The 18,628-nt window shown below is 44.8% G+C and carries 15 protein-coding genes; all 15 read right to left on the bottom strand.

The window, feature by feature from the left end:
- Window positions 1-44: 44 nt before the first annotated feature.
- Window positions 45-1,352 carry a homocysteine synthase gene (locus tag PQG66_RS21435; protein WP_272039855.1) on the bottom strand — a complete coding sequence of 436 codons (1,308 nt, stop codon included), beginning with the start codon at window positions 1,350-1,352 and terminating at the stop codon, window positions 45-47.
- A gap of 318 nt (window positions 1,353-1,670) precedes the next feature.
- Window positions 1,671-2,516 carry a sugar phosphate isomerase/epimerase family protein gene (locus PQG66_RS21430; RefSeq protein ID WP_272039854.1) on the bottom strand — a complete coding sequence of 282 codons (846 nt, stop codon included), beginning with the start codon at window positions 2,514-2,516 and terminating at the stop codon, window positions 1,671-1,673.
- A 46-nt stretch (window positions 2,517-2,562) separates the two neighbouring features.
- Entirely contained in the window at window positions 2,563-3,315 is a 753-nt protein-coding gene (kduD, locus tag PQG66_RS21425) for a 2-dehydro-3-deoxy-D-gluconate 5-dehydrogenase KduD (RefSeq protein WP_272039853.1), read from the bottom strand.
- Window positions 3,316-3,392: 77 nt separating this feature from the next.
- The gene (locus PQG66_RS21420) at window positions 3,393-4,151 is read right to left on the bottom strand and encodes a DeoR/GlpR family DNA-binding transcription regulator (protein WP_272039852.1); all 759 of its coding nucleotides are present in this window, start codon (window positions 4,149-4,151) and stop codon (window positions 3,393-3,395) included.
- 23 nt (window positions 4,152-4,174) lie between these two features.
- The gene (kduI, locus tag PQG66_RS21415; protein WP_272039851.1) at window positions 4,175-5,014 is read right to left on the bottom strand and encodes a 5-dehydro-4-deoxy-D-glucuronate isomerase; all 840 of its coding nucleotides are present in this window, start codon (window positions 5,012-5,014) and stop codon (window positions 4,175-4,177) included.
- 288 nt (window positions 5,015-5,302) lie between these two features.
- Complete coding sequence (locus tag PQG66_RS21410; protein ID WP_272039850.1) at window positions 5,303-6,283, bottom strand: zinc-dependent alcohol dehydrogenase family protein; 981 nt, start codon at window positions 6,281-6,283, stop codon at window positions 5,303-5,305.
- A gap of 220 nt (window positions 6,284-6,503) precedes the next feature.
- Window positions 6,504-6,833, bottom strand: a complete 330-nt coding sequence (cyoD, locus tag PQG66_RS21405) for a cytochrome o ubiquinol oxidase subunit IV (RefSeq protein WP_272039849.1) — start codon at window positions 6,831-6,833, stop codon at window positions 6,504-6,506.
- Window positions 6,834-7,454 carry a cytochrome o ubiquinol oxidase subunit III gene (gene cyoC, locus PQG66_RS21400; RefSeq protein WP_272039848.1) on the bottom strand — a complete coding sequence of 207 codons (621 nt, stop codon included), beginning with the start codon at window positions 7,452-7,454 and terminating at the stop codon, window positions 6,834-6,836.
- On the bottom strand, window positions 7,455-9,425 hold the full coding sequence (locus PQG66_RS21395) for a cbb3-type cytochrome c oxidase subunit I (RefSeq protein WP_272039847.1): 1,971 nt from the start codon (window positions 9,423-9,425) through the stop codon (window positions 7,455-7,457). It lies immediately after the preceding gene.
- 21 nt (window positions 9,426-9,446) lie between these two features.
- On the bottom strand, window positions 9,447-10,412 hold the full coding sequence (gene cyoA, locus PQG66_RS21390; RefSeq protein WP_272039846.1) for a ubiquinol oxidase subunit II: 966 nt from the start codon (window positions 10,410-10,412) through the stop codon (window positions 9,447-9,449).
- A 323-nt stretch (window positions 10,413-10,735) separates the two neighbouring features.
- Window positions 10,736-10,999, bottom strand: coding sequence for a hypothetical protein (locus PQG66_RS21385; RefSeq protein WP_272039845.1), 264 nt, complete (start codon window positions 10,997-10,999; stop codon window positions 10,736-10,738).
- Between the two features lie 340 nt (window positions 11,000-11,339).
- Window positions 11,340-12,686, bottom strand: coding sequence for a GH1 family beta-glucosidase (locus PQG66_RS21380; RefSeq protein ID WP_272039844.1), 1,347 nt, complete (start codon window positions 12,684-12,686; stop codon window positions 11,340-11,342).
- 305 nt (window positions 12,687-12,991) lie between these two features.
- Window positions 12,992-14,701, bottom strand: a complete 1,710-nt coding sequence (locus tag PQG66_RS21375) for an ABC transporter substrate-binding protein (RefSeq protein ID WP_272039843.1) — start codon at window positions 14,699-14,701, stop codon at window positions 12,992-12,994.
- A gap of 130 nt (window positions 14,702-14,831) precedes the next feature.
- Window positions 14,832-16,532: an ABC transporter substrate-binding protein gene (locus tag PQG66_RS21370; protein WP_272039842.1), complete on the bottom strand. Its 1,701-nt coding sequence runs from the start codon at window positions 16,530-16,532 to the stop codon at window positions 14,832-14,834.
- A 394-nt stretch (window positions 16,533-16,926) separates the two neighbouring features.
- A complete protein-coding gene (locus tag PQG66_RS21365; RefSeq protein WP_272039841.1) occupies window positions 16,927-18,606 on the bottom strand; it encodes an ABC transporter substrate-binding protein in 1,680 nt (559 codons plus the stop codon).
- Window positions 18,607-18,628 lie beyond the last annotated feature (22 nt).

Raw genomic sequence — 18,628 nt, 5'->3', positions numbered from 1 at the left:
TACTTTACCTCAATGATTAAACTACACATTAAATTTAAACCTTTTTACGCACCTACGTTTGCACCTTGGCTTGCCTTAATGGCTTGCTCCAGGTCATAGATGATATCCTGAATATTTTCCGTACCGATGGACAAACGGATTAATTCCGGATTAACACCCGCTGCAGTTTGCTCTTCCTCCGTCAACTGGGCATGTGTTGTACTTGCCGGATGAATGATCAATGACTTGGAATCACCAACGTTAGCGAGGTGAGAGAACAGTTTTACATTTTCGATCAATTTACGTCCTGCCTCTACACCACCTTTAATTCCGAATGTCAAAATCGCACCCTGACCTCTTGGCAGATACTTTTGCGCAAGCTCATAGGATGGATGACTCGGCAGTCCTGCATAGCTTACCCACAGAACATCCTCATGTTTCTCCAGATACTCCGCCACAGCCAGTGCATTGCTGCTATGGCGTTCCACACGGAGGTGCAGTGTCTCCAAACCTTGCAGCAGTAACCAGGAGTTGAATGGAGAGATCGACGCGCCCAAGTCACGTAGCAACTGTACACGCGCTTTAATAATATACGCAATCGGGCCAACCGCTTCCGTATACACAACTCCATGATAACTCGGGTCTGGTTCAGTCAAGCCCGGGAATTTGCCGCTTGCTTTCCAGTCAAATTTTCCACTGTCTACAATAACACCGCCGATGGATGTACCGTGTCCACCAATGAACTTGGTCGCTGAGTGAACCACAATGTCCGCTCCATGCTCAATGGGACGAAGCAAATACGGGCTTGGGAACGTATTATCCACGATAAGAGGAATCCCGTGTTCATGGGCAATGGCTGCTACCGCTTCAATATCCAGTACGTTCCCTTTCGGGTTACCAATCGTTTCAGCGTATAATGCTTTTGTTTTCTCCGTAATCGCCGCGCGGAAGTTTTCAGGATCACTGGAATCCACAAATTTCACATCAAGGCCGAGCTTCGGCAACGTGGTTGAGAACAGGTTGTATGTTCCCCCATACAGACTCGCCGAGGACACAATTTCATCCCCAGCACCGGCAATGTTCAGCAAAGAGAACGTAATGGCAGCTTGACCGGAAGCCGTCGCGAGTGCGCCTGCTCCACCTTCCAGGGCCGTAATTCGCTGTTCAAACACATCAGTTGTAGGATTCATCAGACGTGTGTAGATGTTGCCAAACTCTTTCAAACCAAACAGATTAGCAGCGTGCTCCGTATCACGGAATCCATAAGATGTGGTCTGGTACAATGGCACGGCTCTGGACTGAGTTGTCGGGTCAATCTCTTGACCTGCATGAATAGCTAATGTTTCAAATGAAAGTTCACGTTCGTTTGACATAATTCTGAATCCTCCCTTGATATATACATTCTTCTGCATCGTAATTTCAATTTCTGGTTTCTTGATGTCTTGTCATGGGGGCTTATGTTTTTCATATTCTCTCACAAGATGTCGCTTTTGAAAAGAGTTATTTCCGATTTTTCCGATAAGAAATGTTAATATGTAAAAATCCAATCTGATGTACTAAAAAAACCTTTGCCGTAGCAAAGGTTTTTCAATCATTCATCAATCTAGCTTTATCGTTAGTCACGGTTCATTAGCTTAAGTTCTGATCGAATCTCTAACAACACCTACAACTCTTGATTAAGCTATAATGGATTAAACCTTCACTGATCTCCATACCTCACGCAGATGTTTGGCAGCAGGTACAGCCTGTTCTGCATTCACACCTTCCAGCGATATATCAATGTGTGGTTTATATGTCTTAAGCAATTCGAAAAACAACGGATAGTCCAAGATGCCCGCTCCAGGAACAGGATTATACTTCTCTCCCTGTTCATTAAAAGCTACATCCTTCGCATGAATGACAATGATTCGCTCATACAACTTTTCCATCACTTCACGCAAAAACGCGCCTTGATCAGCCGTATGATGCTGCTTAATTAGATTACACGGATCGAACAACATCCCCAGATTCGATGATGGAATCTCTTCAAACAAACGAGTCATATGTTCATACGTATGGAGCGTATGGGTGGCTACCGGTTCAATGGCAGCATGCACGCCCCATTTTTCGGCTTCCTCTGTGATTTCTTCAAGTGTATCTTTCAGTACACTCCAGGATTTCTCATCGTAGTTATCGGGGTGAGAATCCCGATACGTGTGTCGGTCCCCGGTTTCCGTGGCAACCATACTGCACCCAAAATCCCGAGCATAACGCAGATGCTCTTTGAATCGATTAATATCTGCACGACGACTCACAGGATCGGGATCAATCGGATTGATATAACAACCGAGAACAGCAATCTTTACCCCACGGCTAGCAAATTGTTCGCCGACCTCATTCGCTAATCCCGGGCTCAATTTGCCGTTTGCAGAATCCACATCGGACAAAGCTTTGGCTAAAGCCAGCTGCACCGCATTGAATCCGTTGTCCGCAATCGTCTGAGCCAATTCAGCTGTAGGCCGTTTGCCAAACGTATGTGCAAGAATGCCAAGTTTCATCACACTGCCTCCTTCTGCAAAATGGGTCTTGAGATCAGATCATTGCCTAACGTGCCATCCATCCACCGTCCACATTCAGTACATGTCCGTTCAGATAATCTGATGCGGCAGAAGCCAGGAATACAACCGGACCTTTCAAATCTTCTGGAGTTCCCCAACGACCGGCTGGAATACGCGCGGTAATATCACGATAACGGTTCTCGTCCGCACGAATCTGTGTTGTATTATCCGTCACCATATAACCTGGCGCAATACCGTTAATCTGAATGCCTTTGCCAGCCCACTCATTGGCGAGTGCTTTGGTCAATCCGGCAACGCCGTGTTTGCTAGCCGTATATCCCGGGACATTAATGCCGCCCTGGTAAGATAGCATCGATGCAATATTGATGATTTTGCCGCTTCCGCGTTCAATCATATGTCTTCCCGCCAGCTGGCTCAGGAAAAATACGCTGTTCAAGTTCAATGCGATAACATCATGCCAGTCCTGATGCGCGTGATCCGCGGCTGGAGTACGGCGAATAATGCCTGCGTTGTTGACGAGAATATCAATTCTGCCTTGGAACGACAACGCTTTCTCAAATACAGCTGATAACTCCTCTTCCTTGCTTAGGTCTGCTTCAATGATATGCGCTTTGCGTCCCAATGCTTCAATGGCACTTGCTGTTTCTGCCGGTTTGGAGTAAGACACCAGCACCACATCTGCTCCTGCTTCCGCAAGCCCAACAGCCATTCCTTGTCCAAGTCCTCCTGAAGTACCGGTAACCATTGCCACTTGTCCACTTAAATCAAAAGGGTTCATGAACGATTCCTCCACCTGTCGTTAATATGCAATTAACATCATTTGTTTTTCATCACGTTAAAGATCTATGCCGTTCATTAACTTTGGTAATCCACCAGGACACCCATCTGCTTGTACAGACCTGCGGTCTCTTCATCCAGATGGTTGTCACTGATGATATAATCCAGCTCAGTACATTGTGCGAAGGTCCGTAGAGCAAATTGCCCGAATTTGTAATGATCCACTACACCGAACACTTGCTGCGCGGCCGCAATCATTGCTTTTTTCAGCGGAACCAGATCTCCTGTATAGATGGATAACCCAAATTCAGGATGGAGCGCGGTCGTTGAGATAAAAGCCTTATGAATGTTCAGACCGGAGATAAATGCGGCAGTATCCTCACCTACCAACATATTTCGTACACGCGATCCACCGGGCACAACCAGCCTGATCTGTTCCTTTTTGGTCAGCTCGGCAATGATGTACAAGTCACTTGTAATCACTGTCAGCGGCTGATTATCCAATCGCTTCGCTATCTCTAGCGTCGTGCTTCCGCCATCCAGTGCTACAATATCTCCAGGCTTGATGTACGCAAGTGCTCGTTCGGCAATCTCGATTTTCTCGGTCTGGTTTTTCTCAAGGGCCCCTCGGCTGTTCAAAATACCATATTGGTCATTCTGTGCCAGCATGGCCCCGCCATGTACTCGCACGAGCAAGCCCATGCTCTCCAGCTTGTCGAGATCTTCACGCACTGTTTTGCCTGTCACCTGCAGCAGATCGCTCAGATCACTGACTGTGACCTCTTGGCGCTCTAGTAGAGCTTCCATTATTTTTTCATGTCGTTTCAATGGATTCATCTAATCCACTTCCTATTTCCTTCTTATTTCAGATCCTTCATCGCTACGCCGTCCATATCCTCGAACGTCTGGTTTTCTCCAGCCATCGCCCAGCAGAATGTGTAGTTGCTCGTACCCACACCGCTATGAATCGACCAGCTTGGAGAGATGATCGCCTGGCGATCACGCACAACGAGGTGACGCGTTTCAGTTGGTTCACCCATCATGTGGAATACAACGCCATCTTCGGGCAGATTCCAGTACAGGTATACTTCGGAACGACGGTTATGCGTATGTGCAGGCATCGTGTTCCACATGTTTCCTTTGTTCAATTCTGTAATACCCATGACGAGCTGACAACTCTTGATTCCGCCTTCACCTTGGTGAATGTAACGATAAATCGTACGTTCGTTGGAACTTTCGATGCTGCCGAGATGATTCGGCTGTGCTTGCTCTTGAGTTGCTTTTACCGTCGGATAGGTGTGATGAGCTGGCGTGGAAACGAAGTAAAACTGAGCAGCCTGTTCTGTGCCATTGCTCTTGAACACGACTTCCTTAACCCCTTTACCAATGTAGAGGCATTCTTTAGCTCCAATCTCATATACTTCTCCATCCGCTGTTACGGTACCTTGTCCACCAACGTTAATGATACCGATTTCACGACGCTCCAGGAAAAAGTCCGTTCCGATATCTTTTAGATTTACTTCAAGGGTGATATCTTTGCTTTGAGTTACAGCCGTTCCTACGATATAACGATCCACATGGGAGTATACTGTTACCAGTTCATCCTTCGCGAACAATTGCTCCATGAGGAATTCCTCACGCAAACGAGCTGTATCATATTTTTTGACCTCATTCGGGTGTGCTGCATAACGGTTTTCCATCTGTTATCCATTCCTTTCGTCTTGTGAAATGAGTTCGTGCACGCCTGACGTCTTCTAATCTTTGATGATGTTCATCAATGTTCATTAAAGTTTATATAAGTTCATTTTAGTTCATTTAATAACATTTGTGTACCCTTATTTTATAAAATGTTTAAATTCATTGGATCGTATTTGCTATTTCCTTTAATGTCGCTAATCATACAGCGGTTCAAGATTGTTGTTTACGGATCAACTGTTGTTGCATATCCCATTTTTCTTGCTAAAAATTCAACCCAGTTCTATGTATTACTATAATAGGAGTACCTTCCCCTCTACGCCCGATTCAGCCGCTGCAATAGCCTGTTGTACATTCACTAGCTCAAAAGCCGCCCCAATGTTTGCCATGACAAGTCTGCCACTTCTAATTAGATCCATCAACTCATGGAATACCTGTTCCCAGCGTTCTTGAGAACTACGTTCCACCCAGTGCTTTAACCAGAAAAGTCGCACATTAATTTGTGCTCCCTGTGTTACTTCATGCCATAATGGTGTGATTCCTGAAAGCAGGCCAACACTGATGATCGTACCACCCGGCTTCAGACAATCTACCAGCTGTTCCCCATTTGTCCCGCCAATGCAATCCACAGCGGCATCAGCACCACATCCTTCTGTTAGTGCTGCGATTCTCTCCAGTAGTAGCTCCTTAGTTGTATTCACAACAGAAACTGCCCCGAGACGTAACAAATCAACAGTATGACAATCATTTCTTGTAATCGCTATCAATTGGAATCCACAAATCTGTGATAGCTGCGCGAAGATACGCCCAATCGCAGATCCTCCTGCATTCACAATCAGAGTGTGACCATGTGTAAGGTTAAGCACCTCCGTACAGATCAACCAAGCTGTAACCGGGTTAATATAAATCTGACTAGCTGAGTGATCATCGATATCTTCGGGCACAACAACAGCAAATCGCTCCGACGTTTTGACGATTTCCTGCCAAGTATTCTCACCCCTTAACGGTAATACACGTCGTCCCAGCATTTGATTGGATACACCTGGCCCCACTGCCTCAACTACGCCTATACCTTCAAACCCTGGGATAGCCGGCAGACGAGTACGATGTGGATATGCTCCTCGAATAGGAAGGATATCGGAGGGATTAATAGGTCGAGCTCGCATCCTTACTGCTAATTCACCTGGACCTGGTGGTAACACTTCTTTTTCTTTCATTTCAAGGACTTCACTTGGTTCTCCAAAACGGTAATAACGGATTACCTTCGCTTTCATTGATGCATCTCCTACTAATCATTTTGCCAGCGTAGTTCTAACTGCCATATTGAATATATTTACAGATTACATAACAATAGTATCAATGGAGAATTATTTCATCAACGACTTATTGTGATATAAAATAACTTTTTTCAATAAAAATTCAACATATCAAGACAACAAAAAAAGATCCCCACCGCCTTGAAGCTCATAGCGATGAGGATCTTTAAAATATTAATTAATGTGCAACTGCGTTGTTCAACATGATCCAGATCGAACCAATAACGATCGTCATCATCATCAACAATCCGAAAATAAGGGCCATCACATTCCAGCGAGGTTTCCCTGTTTCACGGATATGCATGAAGAAGAAGAGTTGGACCATAAATTGAAGTGCCGCGGCTCCAAGAATAACAACCATAGTTCCTGTTCTGTTCAGTAAGTCGTTCAGCACCACTACCAGAGGAATGATGGTCAGAACGATGGACAGAATGAAGCCGATGACATAGGACTTCAGTGAACCATGTTGTTCATGGCCATGAGAATCATGTGTGTTATGCTCTGCCATCTACATCACCCCCATCAGATAGACGATGGTCAAGACGAAGATCCATACAACGTCCAAGAAGTGCCAGTACAAGCTGATTACGTTGACTTTACCACGAGTTACATCGGTAATGCCCCGTTTTTTCAGTTGGAACACCAGACCGATCATCCAGATCAGACCGAGCGATACGTGAAGTCCGTGCGTACCCACAAGGGTAAAGAATGCACCGGAGGCTGCACTTGTCGTGTAGCTAAATCCTTCGTGAACCATCTCAACAAACTCATAAATTTCCAGAGCAAGGAAGCCTGCACCTAGAGCGGCTGTAACGATCAGCCAGTTAATCAATTGTTTCACTTTACCTTGGTTCATCGCCAGAACTGCAAGTCCACTCGTAAATGAACTTGTGAGCAAAATGAATGTTTCCGCAATAACACCAGGCATTTTGATCAGTTCAGACAGAATTGGTCCGCCCGCCGTATTGTCTCGCAACACAATAAAGGTTGCGAACAATACGGAGAACAGGATCACGTCGGAAATCAGGAAGAACCAAAATCCGAGAATTTTCATTTCTTGTGGATCATGATGACCATGGTCATGGCCATGTGCATGATTCTCACCGTGCTTAGCGGCTACTTGAGCCATCTATACCGACCCCCTTAACGACGCTTCGGTACGCTTGATTTCATCGACCGGAATGTAATAATCCGTATCGTAAGAGAAGGAACGAGCAATCATGCAGATACCTACGCCAGCGAGTCCAAGTATTGCCATCCACAGCCATCCGAAGACGAAGCCAAAACCGGCTACGAACCAGAAGACAGACATAATGAACGGAATAGAAGAATTCTTCGGCATATGAATTGGCTCAATTACAGGCTCAGGCGGATAGATGCCTTTCGCACGACGTTCTTTCTCTTCCCACCACTCATCAAGATCATCTCCGCGAGGTGTAACAGCGAAGTTGTATTCTGGAGCAGGTGAAGGAATCGACCACTCAAGCGTACGACCATCCCATGGATCGCCAGAAGCTTTGAGTGCTTTGTGTTTGCGAATACCGTCTGCAATTTGTGCAACTTGGAACAGGAATCCGGCACCCATAAGGAATGCTCCGATTGTGGATACGAAGTTGAGTTCCCACCAACCAGTATCCCAGCCATAAGTGCTCAGACGACGTGTCATACCCATCAGACCGACAGCGTACTGCGGCATGAAGCAGACATAGAAACCAATATTCCAGAACCAGAATGCCCATTTGCCCAGTCTTTCTTCCAATTGGAAACCGAACATTTTAGGCCACCAGTAGTATAGACCTGCGAAGTATCCGAAGGCTACGCCCCCGATCAATACTTGGTGGAAGTGGGCAATCAGGAAGTAACTGTTGTGGAATTGGAAGTCAGCTGGAGCTACAGATAACATAACCCCCGTCATCCCACCGACAATAAAGCATGGAATAAAGGCAATCGTCCACAACATCGGTGTAGCCATGCGTATTCGGCCCCGATACATCGTAAAGAGCCAGTTAAAGACTTTAACCCCTGTCGGAATGGCAATCAACATGGTTGTTACCGCGAAGAAAGCATTAACATCTGCTCCTGAACCCATCGTGAAGAAGTGATGCGCCCATGTGAAGAAGGACAGGAAGCTGATAATCAACATCGCGAAGACCATTGATTTGTAACCAAACAGTTTTTTCCGTGAGAACGTACTTACGATCTCGGAGAATACCCCGAATGCCGGCAAGATAACAATGTATACCTCAGGGTGACCCCACATCCAGATCAAGTTGACATACATCATTGGGTTACCACCCAGATCAAGTGTGAAGAAATGCGCCCCGGCAAACCTGTCGAGGAAGAGCAGTGCAAGTGTCACTGTCAAGATCGGGAATGCAAACAAGATAATGATACAAGTGGAGAATACCGACCAAGTGAACATCGGCATTTTCATCCATTTCATGCCTGGCGCACGCATTTTAATGATGGTAACCAAGAAGTTGATACCGGTTGCCAGGGAACCGATACCCGATATCTGGATACCCCATATATAGAAGTTCTGTCCTACCCCTGGACTGTGTGACAGCTCCGATAGAGGCGGATAACTCAGCCATCCCGCATCCGGTGAACCACCGATAACGAAGGACAGGTTGAACAGCATTGCGCCCAGGAAAAATAACCAGAAGCTCAGTGCGTTCAGGAACGGGAATGCAACGTCCCTTGCTCCGATCTGTAACGGCACAATGACGTTAAACAAACCGAACATAAATGGCATCGCCATGAACAGGATCATGATCGTACCATGTGTTGTGAAGACTTGGTTGTAGTGTTCTGGATTTAAAAAATCCATATTAGGCATGGCCAGCTGCAGACGCATCATTAGAGCGTCCACACCACCACGGAACAACATGATAATGGAAGCTATAATATACATAATACCGATCTTTTTGTGGTCAACAGTAGTTAACCAGTTACGCCAGAGCCAGCCCCATTTTTTGAAATAAGTCAGCACCGCTACAATCGCAATCGTCGTGATTCCGATCGCTACCATCGCACCATAAATCAATGGATCGCCGGTGACGAAAAATTCCGATGCGAACTCCTTTAACGTCTCTAACATTGGGAGCCTCCTTTCCAATCTTTAGTTCGTACTTGTATTTAATTTAGGTACAGATAAGGATTGTTCTCCAGCAGCTTCGTTTGAACTCGAACTCTCTTGCTCGCTGGTACTTTTGCCTTTAACAACATATTTTGTTACGATCTTTTGGAAAAGACCTTCAGGGAACGAAGAATAATAAGCGACATTACTTGTTCCCGGCTTCGCAAGAGCTTCATACGTCTCTTGAGTCATTTCCTGAGATTGTTGCTTTACTTCTTGCACCCATTGTTCAAACTCTTCATCGGAAGTGGCGTTCACATCAAAACGCATCGCCCCGAAGTGTTCGCCCGTGAAGTTCGCTCCTGAACCCCAGTACTTACCTTCATGATCTGCTTCCAAATACAAGGTCATCGCCATACCTGACATTGTGTAAATTTGTCCACCCAATTGCGGAATCCAGAACGAGTTCATTGGTGAATCCGCAGTCAGTTCAAATTTCACAGGACGGTTTGCCGGAATATTCAGCGTATTAACCGTTGCTATGCCTTGTTCAGGATAGAGGAACAACCATTTCCAGTCCAGTGAAGATACTTGAATCGTAACTGGATCTTTCTCATGCGCTATCGGTTTGGAAGGCTCCAGATCATACGTATAGCGAACTGTAATAATAGCAATCAGTCCAACAATAATAATCGGAATGGTCCACCAGATTACTTCTGCCTTCGTATTATGAGCCCAGTTGGGTTGATACTCATTTTTGTTGTCTGGCTTGTCGCGGTAACGCCAAACGATTACAGCAGACATAATCAACACAGGAACAATAACGATTCCGCAGAGAACAGTTACAATAACAATCAGGTCTCTTTGCGAAGCACCGATAGGCCCCTTCGGATCCAGAACAACGTACTGCCCGCCTGCCACCAACGGCCAAACAATTAGTGCAATTGTAACCAATGTCAGGACAACCGGAATAATAATCCGAGTTAGCGACCTAGGTTTCTTGTTCATTTTGATCCCCTCTCCTTAAATATTCGCTAATACTAAAAAATCAGTATACTACTCTGTACCTATTAAAGATATCAGAAACGAGTAACTTTTTTATTCTTGTTAACAAATTTGTCGATTTTACACCCTAAAACTGTGAATTTTTTCTCACAAATCACTTGTTCGGTTGATATTTTTGCTCTGTAACCCTTACCCTCCAACTCCAAAAACAAAACCCTTCACAGTCCCGTTGAACTAATGTCAACGAATCCGCAAAGGGCTTAAATTGACTGGATTCCGGGGGGATTTTCCAGTCTTATTATGAACGTTATTCTGCAAGTTTATAATCAATCTGCGCCTTCATCTTCCCGTCGTGTATGAACCAGACCAATAGCTTTGGCAATAACGTAAATAAATACGCTACCTACGAGAAATCCAATACCCACCATTAATCCCAGGTTCCGATCGTTAAAATCATTCAGGTTAATCAGACACATCACAACTCCGGTAATAAGTGCAATCCATGCCATGACAGTCATTGTCAAAACTGCTCTTTGCATATTTTTATCTTTACGCTCTAATTGGCTGACCATAGCTGTCTTCGACGCCATAGTAAACACTTCCTTTTCCCTTTTTGTAAGTTCTTCCCTGTTATCAATATACCACATCAGTATGAATTTTAGTCAATAAATGTTCAAATTTTATTCTCATTTTAGACACTTTATTTCCATAAATTATATTGACAAATCCATCTGCAATCCTCTCTCACTTCTTATAACCCAAAAATACTTGTTTCATAACAGAATCCTAGACTACAGTTTATGAAAAGTTTATGAACTTGATATCCCTTATGGCAATAAAAAAGAAAAAAACGGCCTGTCAAAAAAGTCCGACAGAGCCGCCTATATTAGAGATCTCAATTAAAAGATCTCAATATGGTTAAAAAAACGATTAGTTCCGTATTTCCAGCCAATTGTTCTTAATCACGTTCTGATACCAGTAGAAGCTTTCTTTGGGAGTCCTTACAAGTGAACGATAATCTACATGTACCAAACCAAAGCGCATGCGGTACCCTTCAGCCCATTCGAAGTTATCCATTAAAGACCAGGCCATATATCCTTTCAGATGAATACCATCATTGATAATACGGTGAATCTGGGCTAAATGCTGCTCATAATAAGAAATGCGGCGATCATCGTTAATTTTCCCATTCTCCAAATCATCATTAATGCAGGCCCCATTCTCAGTAATGTAAACATCCACATTTCCATACTTCTGCAGGTAATGCATGAATTCATACAAGCCACGAGATTCCACTGGCCAACCGATATCCGTTTTAACCAAACCCATGTTTAATTCTTCAGACTGAAGCACTCCAGCTTCCGGATTATAACGGTTAATCCCCATCGTGTAATAGTTAATACCCAACAGGTCGATCGGTTGTGAGATAATCTCCATATCTCCGTCTTGAATTGGTACAGTTGCCCCAGCCTCTGCAAACCAGTCCACCAAAAATTGCGGGTATGCACCCTTATAGATTGGATCAAGGAACCAGTCTGTGTTCAGTGCAATAGAACGGTCACATGCCGCCTGATCCTCAGGAGACTTACTGTATGGTTCAGCCCAGCATACATTAGGAGCAATTCCAATCTGTCCCGTGATACCCATACGACGGAAGGACTGAACAGCTTTTCCGTGTGCAACTAAAAGGCCATGAGCTACATTAATCGCTGTTTGCAGATCCTTATTACCTGGTGCATGGATGCCCAACATATTAGACAGGAAAGCGATACACCATGGTTCATTAAAGGTTAGCCACAGTTTGATTTTGCCTGAGAACTCTTTGAAGATCACTTCTGCATATTTCACAAATGCATCCACGGTTCGGCGGTTCCCCCAGCCCCCATCATCCTCCAGCGTCTGAGGCAAATCCCAGTGATACAAGGTAAGGAACGGCTCTATTCCCGCATCTAGAAGAGCATCTACAAAACGATGGTAGAAGTCCAAGCCTTCACGGTTGATTTCACCATCGCCGTCTGGAATAATGCGTGGCCATGCAATGGAAAAGCGGTAAGTGTTGATTCCGAGCTTTTTCATTAGCTCAATATCTTCCTCATAGCGGTGGTAGCTGTCACAAGCGACATCGCCATTATCACCGTTGAACACTTTTCCAGGCGTGCGTGCAAAAGTATCCCAAATGGATACTCCGCGTCCGCCCTCTTGTGCAGCCCCTTCAATCTGATAGGAAGCAGTTGCAGTCCCCCAACGGAAACCTTTCGGGAATTGAAAAATGGTCATAGATAAGTCCTCCGTTTCTGATGACGCGTGGTTATCAATCCAGCGGTCATTCTTAATTTTCTAAAACGTTTTCGATTTCGGCATGAAAAGTAAAAATGAATCCATACTACGAATGGTTAGTTTCGAAAAGTAGATACAATCTTTCTTCTCTCTAATTTGCAAGTGCTTACAACAAGAGGATTATATTCGATTTCAAAAATGTCGTCAATGATTCCCATCACACGACTATACAATGGTACATAAAAAAGACTCTCATAACGAGAGCCTTTCTTATATGGATGAACTTTAACTGAGAGTAATGCCTCTTATTTTACATCTTTACCTGTCCAGAGAGATACACGGTCTTTGATCCATTCCGTATATTGTTTCTCCATCTCCACTGCACCAGCTTTGTCCAGTTCAGCCAGGAACGCATCATAGGTTGCATCAAAGTTCGCTGGTGAAGTCAGGACAGCTTCAGGAATCCGTTTGCGAACGATATCCTGTGTTTTTTGGAATTTCACACTGTAATCTGTGCCTGAAGGTACTGGCATATTATATGCTGCACCCCACTCTTTCAGCTTCAGATCATCTTCAGAAGGATAGAAATCCTTCCATGTGTTAATGCCATACGCTTTCAACGTTTCCTTCTCAGCTGCTGTATATCCAGCCTGGATCTGCTCCGGGAAGTTGGTTGTATAATAGTTGTCTGTCGAATCCTTCACGCCATCACCATATCTGGCACTGAAAATATTGTACATACCGATGCCTGTTTCTTTGGTGAATGCGGAATTATCGTTCACTTTGCGATCCTGAATATCCTGTGGAATAACACGTTTTCCATTTTCTACTTTGTAGTGCTCTCCTTCAATTCCCCAGTTTCTCAGGACTTGGCCTTCATCGGATGCAAGCCAATCCATAAACTTGATGATGCGAACCGGGTCTTTTGCTGAAGTTGTAATACCAATGCCGTAACCATCAAAGCCCGTTGGCTGGAAGGTATGGTCTACGATGTCCTTATTCAGTGAGACGGAGAAGTGAGCATACGTGCTGTCATCTTTGCCTGCAGATTTCAGTGCATTCTCTGCTTCTCCATAGTTCCACTCCTGATCAATCAGACCAAGCACGCGACCACTTGCAATTTTGGATTTGTACTGATCATCCTTCTGTACAAATGTATCTTTGTCCAGAAGACCTTCATTGTACATTTTGTTCAGCCAGCGGAAGTACTCCTTCTCCTCTGGACGTTTGTAGTGCAGTTTCGCTTCATATGTCTCTGGGTCGATGTAGTACTCACCATCATCCGGTGCGCCCGTCGCTTGGAAAGCCGGATTCGTGACTGTGATCATGATTTTCCAGTCATCGGCATTCAGCGTCAGTGGAATGGTTGGCTGACCATCAATGGTCGGATGCTTTTCATAATACGCACGAAGTACATTTTCGTAATCTTCAAGTGTTTTCACTTCAGGGTAACCGAGTTCTTTCAATACCTTTTGCTGGATTTCGAATCCGCCTGTAGCATCAAATACAACGTTGTCTACACCCATATTGGTCGGGATGGTGTAGATCGCCTGATCTTCGGTACTGTATTTCAGACGGTTCATCTGATCACCATAGATTTTTTTGAGATTAGGAGCGTGCTCTTCAATCAGATCAGTAAGGTCAAGCATTGCTCCTGCATCCACCAGCTTCGACAAGTTTCCTTTTGGGAAAATCATATCTGGATAATCGCCACTGGCTGCCATCAATGCAACCTTTTGGTCACCACCATTGTTGACATCATATTCTGCTTCAATCGTAACGCCTGTTTGTTTCGTGATCTCTTTACCTACGGCATCCTGCATGTTGTTCCAGGTTGGACTTGGGTCCGCACCGAAGAACGAGATTGTAATCGGGTCGGTACCGCTAGATTCAGTCGTTTCCTTGCTGCCAGAATTGCCACATCCAGCTGTAACCAACATTGCACTAGCAAGCATTAACATTGCAAACGTCTTCGGTGTCTTACCTGTGATTCTGCCTTTCATTCTGCCTCTCATTGTCTATCTCTCCTATTTGTGAAAGATTTATCTGTATAACAGGCCGAAGCCTGAGCATACCGTATATTTCAAAGAAAAAATGATTACTTGTAACTTAAGAAATCAGACTAGATTCATTGAAGTATCTAACTTATTTCACGTCTTTACCTGTCCAGAGGGATACACGATCCTTGATCCATACGGTGTATTGTTTTTCCATCTCCACTGCACCTGCTTTATCCAGTTCAGCGAGTAGTCCATCATATACACTGTCGAATTGATCCGGCTTTGCCAGAATCGCTTCTGGAATCCGTTTGCGGATGATATCCTGTGTTTTTTGGAATGTTACATTGTACTCCGTATCGGACGGCACAGGCATGTTATATGCTGCTCCCCAATCCTTCAGCTTCAATTCATCCTCAGACGGGAAGAAGTCTTTCCAAGTGGTAATGCCATAGGCTTTCAACGTTTCTTTCTCAGCCGCTGTGTATCCAGCTTGAATCTGCTCTGGGAAGTTGGTTGTGTAGTAGTTGTCTGTGGAGTCCTTCACACCGTCACCGTATCTGGCACTAAAGATGTTATACATCCCAATTCCAGACTCTTTAGTGAAGGCGGAGTTATCATTGATTTTGCGATCCTGAACATCTTCCGGTACGATCCGTTTCCCGTTTTCCACTTTGTAGTGCTGGTTCTCAACACCCCAGTTTCTGAGGACTTGACCTTCGTCGGAAGCCAGCCAATCCATAAACTTGATGATCCGAACGGGATCTTTCGCAGCCGTTGTGATTCCGATACCGTATCCATCAAAGCCGGTAGGCTGGAAGGTATGATCTACGATGTCCTTGTTCAGAGAGACGGAAAAGTGGGCATACGTGCTCTCGCCGTTATTTTTGGATTTGAGCGCATTCTCAGCTTCGCCATAGTTCCACTCCTGGTCAATCAGGCCAAGAACGCGGCCACTTGCGATTTTGGACTTATACTGATCATCCTTTTGTACGAATGTATCTTTATCCAAAAGGCCTTCGTTGTACATTTTGTTCAGCCAGCGGAAGTATTCTTTCTCCTCCGGACGTTTATAGTGCAGCTTCGCTTCATAGGTCTCAGGATCAATATAATATTCACCATCGTCTGGTCCACCTGTTGCCTGGAAGGCCGGATTTGTAACCGTAATCATAATCTTCCAGTCATCGGCATTCAGCGTGAGCGGAATGGTCGGTTGTCCGTCGATGGTTGGATGTTTCTCATAGTAAGTCCGCAGCACATTTTCATAGTCTTCGAGAGTTTTCACTTCAGGGTAGCCCAGCTCTTTCAGCACCTTCTGCTGAATCTCGAATCCGCCAGTAGCATCAAATGCAACGTTGCCTACGCCCATGTTTGTTGGGATCGTGTAGATGGCCTGATCTTCTGTGCTATATTTCAGACGGTTCATCTGGTCACCATAGATTTTCTTCAGATTGGGAGCATGCTCCTCAATCAGGTCAGTTAAATCCAGCATTGCACCCGCATCTACCAGCTTCGACAGGTTTCCTTTTGGATAGATAATATCAGGGTAATCACCACTGGCTGTCATGAGCGGAATCTTCTGGTCGCCACCGTTATTCACGTCATACTCAGCTTCAAGCGTAACACCTGTTGCCTTCGTAATTTCTTGCCCGACAGCATCCTTCATGTTGTTCCAGTTCGGACTCGCATCTGCTCCAAAGAAAGTAAAGGTGATCGGCGTTGTTGTGTCACCTGTGTCCACCGGTTTCTCTGAGGCTGCATTCCCCCCACTATTACCGCATCCTGCTGTCACGGCAAGAGCGCTAGCCAACAAAAGCATTGCAAATGTCTTTGGTGTTCTGCCCTTCATGTGTAATCCCCCTTTGGATAAAATGAAGCTGTATATTTGTACAACAGGTCTCGCCTGTTCATACCATATCCGGGTGAATCCAATGTTTTTCTCAGAATCGGTGACATTATAAGCGCTTACTAATTTCCAGTTGATAGCGGATGCAACGCTGACTTACCATAAATCAATCACTTTAAAACCATTCCATTCCTCACCTGCATTTGGATCGATTAAACTGTTCCAATTTATTTTGTAAGTGCTTTCACAGTTGAATCATAATACCTTAAAAAAACCTTGTCAATAGCTAAATACAAAAATATAAAACGGTTTCTCTAAAACGTTTTCTGTCATAGTCAAACCCGATAGTTCGGGTTTGATTTCATTTTCAAAACATCCTAATGGAAGTAGGACAACACTAATCAACGTTCCACAATCGAACGCGATTTTGAATCCATTCTGTATATTGTTTTTCCATTTTTTCTGCCCCTGCCTGGTTCAGTTCGTCGATCATGCCGTCATAGATGACATCAAACTGTTTAGGTGAGCTTAAGACAGCTTCAGGTATCCGTTTGCGAATAATATCCTGAGTTTTCTGGGAAATGACATTATAATCCGAGTCTCCAGGAGTAGGCATATCATATGCCGCCCCCCAAGGTTTAACAGGAAACTCCTCTTCACTCGGAAACAGATCCTTCCATGTGGATGCACCGTATGCCGCAAGAGTCTCCCTCTCTGCTTCAGTGTATGCAGCTTCAATCTGTTCAGGAAAGTTCGTCGTATAATAATTATTTGTAGAGTCCTTCACGCCATCTCCGTAACGTCCAGACATATTTTGGTACAGTCCAATACCGGATTCCTTCTGGAATGTGGATGCATGGTTTGTTTTTTGATCCTGTACATCCATTGGAATAACACGCTTTCCGTCCTTGATCTCGTAGTGCTTGCCTTCAATTCCCCAGTTCATAAGAATCTGCCCTTCTTCAGAAGCCAGATAATCAAAAAACTGGATCGTTCGCACCGGATCAGGATTTGCAGTAGTTATACCGATCCCCCAGCCGGACATAAAACCGGGATCTTGAAAAGAGTGATCCTTCATGTCTTCAGTCAATGTTACTGGGAAATGAGAATAGGTTAACTCTCCCTTACCCGCTGATTTCAATGCATCTTCTGCTTCGGCATAGCCCCAATCCTGATCAATCACCCCCAACACGCGTCCACTTGCAATCTTGGATTTATACTGATCTGATTTTTGCACAAAACTTTCCTGATCAAGCAATCCTTCGTTGTACATATGATTCAACCAGCGGAAGTACTCTTTTTCCTCCGGGCGTTTGTAATGCAACTTTGCTTCGTGAGTATCCGGATGGATGTAGTATTCGCCATCATCCGGTGCCCCTGTCGCCAGAAAAGCCGGATTCGTGACAGTGATCATGATTCTCCAGTTATCTGCATCCAGCGTTAACGGAATGGTCGGCTGACCATCGGTCATCGGATGTTTATCACGATATGCCCTTAGTACATTTTCATAATCCTGAAGTGTTCGTACCTCGGGATATCCCAGCTCTTTCAGTACACGATGTTGAATGCCGAATCCTCCACCAGCATCAAAGTACTTCTGATCCACCGCATAATACGAAGGCAACACATAAATTGCCTGATCCTCGTTACTATATTTCAACCGATCCATGTAATTACCATACAGCTTCTTCAGGTTGGGAGCATGTTGTTCGATAAGGTCTGTCAGATCCAGCATTGCTCCGGCATCCACCAACTTGCTAAGCTCGCCTTTGGGTGAAACGATATCAGGAAAGTCTCTGCTTGCAACCATTAGCGATACTCTGTCCTGTCCTCCGCTAACGGCAAATTCACCGTTAAGGGTTACGCCTGTTTTTGCTGTAATGACTTTGCCAACTTCATCCTGCATGCCATTCCAGTTCGGTTTCGGATCAACACTGAAAAAATCGAATGTAAGGTCAGACGTCGCTCCGCTTGTATCCGTAACTGGCTTTTGATCTACACCCCTTTGATCGCAGGCTGTGAGCAAAAGTAAAGCTAGAACTGGCGCCAGCGCAAACTTCATTTTGAAACTGGCCATAATGGTAATCCTCCCTGTTCAT

The organism is Paenibacillus sp. JJ-100, from assembly GCF_948329825.1.
GTDB lineage: Bacteria > Bacillota > Bacilli > Paenibacillales > Paenibacillaceae > Paenibacillus.
Note: the sequence above shows the minus strand (reverse complement) of the source record. Positions and strands in the feature narration are given on the sequence as shown.

Bases quoted from the DNA above. Each gene is read 5' to 3' on its own strand.
- PQG66_RS21435 (WP_272039855.1), bottom strand. From the start codon at position 1,352: ATGTCAAACGAACGTGAACTTTCATTTGAAACATTAGCTATTCATGCA.
- PQG66_RS21430 (WP_272039854.1), bottom strand. From the start codon at position 2,516: ATGAAACTTGGCATTCTTGCACATACGTTTGGCAAACGGCCTACAGCT.
- kduD (WP_272039853.1), bottom strand. From the start codon at position 3,315: ATGAACCCTTTTGATTTAAGTGGACAAGTGGCAATGGTTACCGGTACT.
- PQG66_RS21420 (WP_272039852.1), bottom strand. From the start codon at position 4,151: ATGAATCCATTGAAACGACATGAAAAAATAATGGAAGCTCTACTAGAG.
- kduI (WP_272039851.1), bottom strand. From the start codon at position 5,014: ATGGAAAACCGTTATGCAGCACACCCGAATGAGGTCAAAAAATATGAT.
- PQG66_RS21410 (WP_272039850.1), bottom strand. From the start codon at position 6,283: ATGAAAGCGAAGGTAATCCGTTATTACCGTTTTGGAGAACCAAGTGAA.
- cyoD (WP_272039849.1), bottom strand. From the start codon at position 6,833: ATGGCAGAGCATAACACACATGATTCTCATGGCCATGAACAACATGGT.
- cyoC (WP_272039848.1), bottom strand. From the start codon at position 7,454: ATGGCTCAAGTAGCCGCTAAGCACGGTGAGAATCATGCACATGGCCAT.
- PQG66_RS21395 (WP_272039847.1), bottom strand. From the start codon at position 9,425: ATGTTAGAGACGTTAAAGGAGTTCGCATCGGAATTTTTCGTCACCGGC.
- cyoA (WP_272039846.1), bottom strand. From the start codon at position 10,412: ATGAACAAGAAACCTAGGTCGCTAACTCGGATTATTATTCCGGTTGTC.
- PQG66_RS21385 (WP_272039845.1), bottom strand. From the start codon at position 10,999: ATGGCGTCGAAGACAGCTATGGTCAGCCAATTAGAGCGTAAAGATAAA.
- PQG66_RS21380 (WP_272039844.1), bottom strand. From the start codon at position 12,686: ATGACCATTTTTCAATTCCCGAAAGGTTTCCGTTGGGGGACTGCAACT.
- PQG66_RS21375 (WP_272039843.1), bottom strand. From the start codon at position 14,701: ATGAGAGGCAGAATGAAAGGCAGAATCACAGGTAAGACACCGAAGACG.
- PQG66_RS21370 (WP_272039842.1), bottom strand. From the start codon at position 16,532: ATGAAGGGCAGAACACCAAAGACATTTGCAATGCTTTTGTTGGCTAGC.
- PQG66_RS21365 (WP_272039841.1), bottom strand. From the start codon at position 18,606: ATGGCCAGTTTCAAAATGAAGTTTGCGCTGGCGCCAGTTCTAGCTTTA.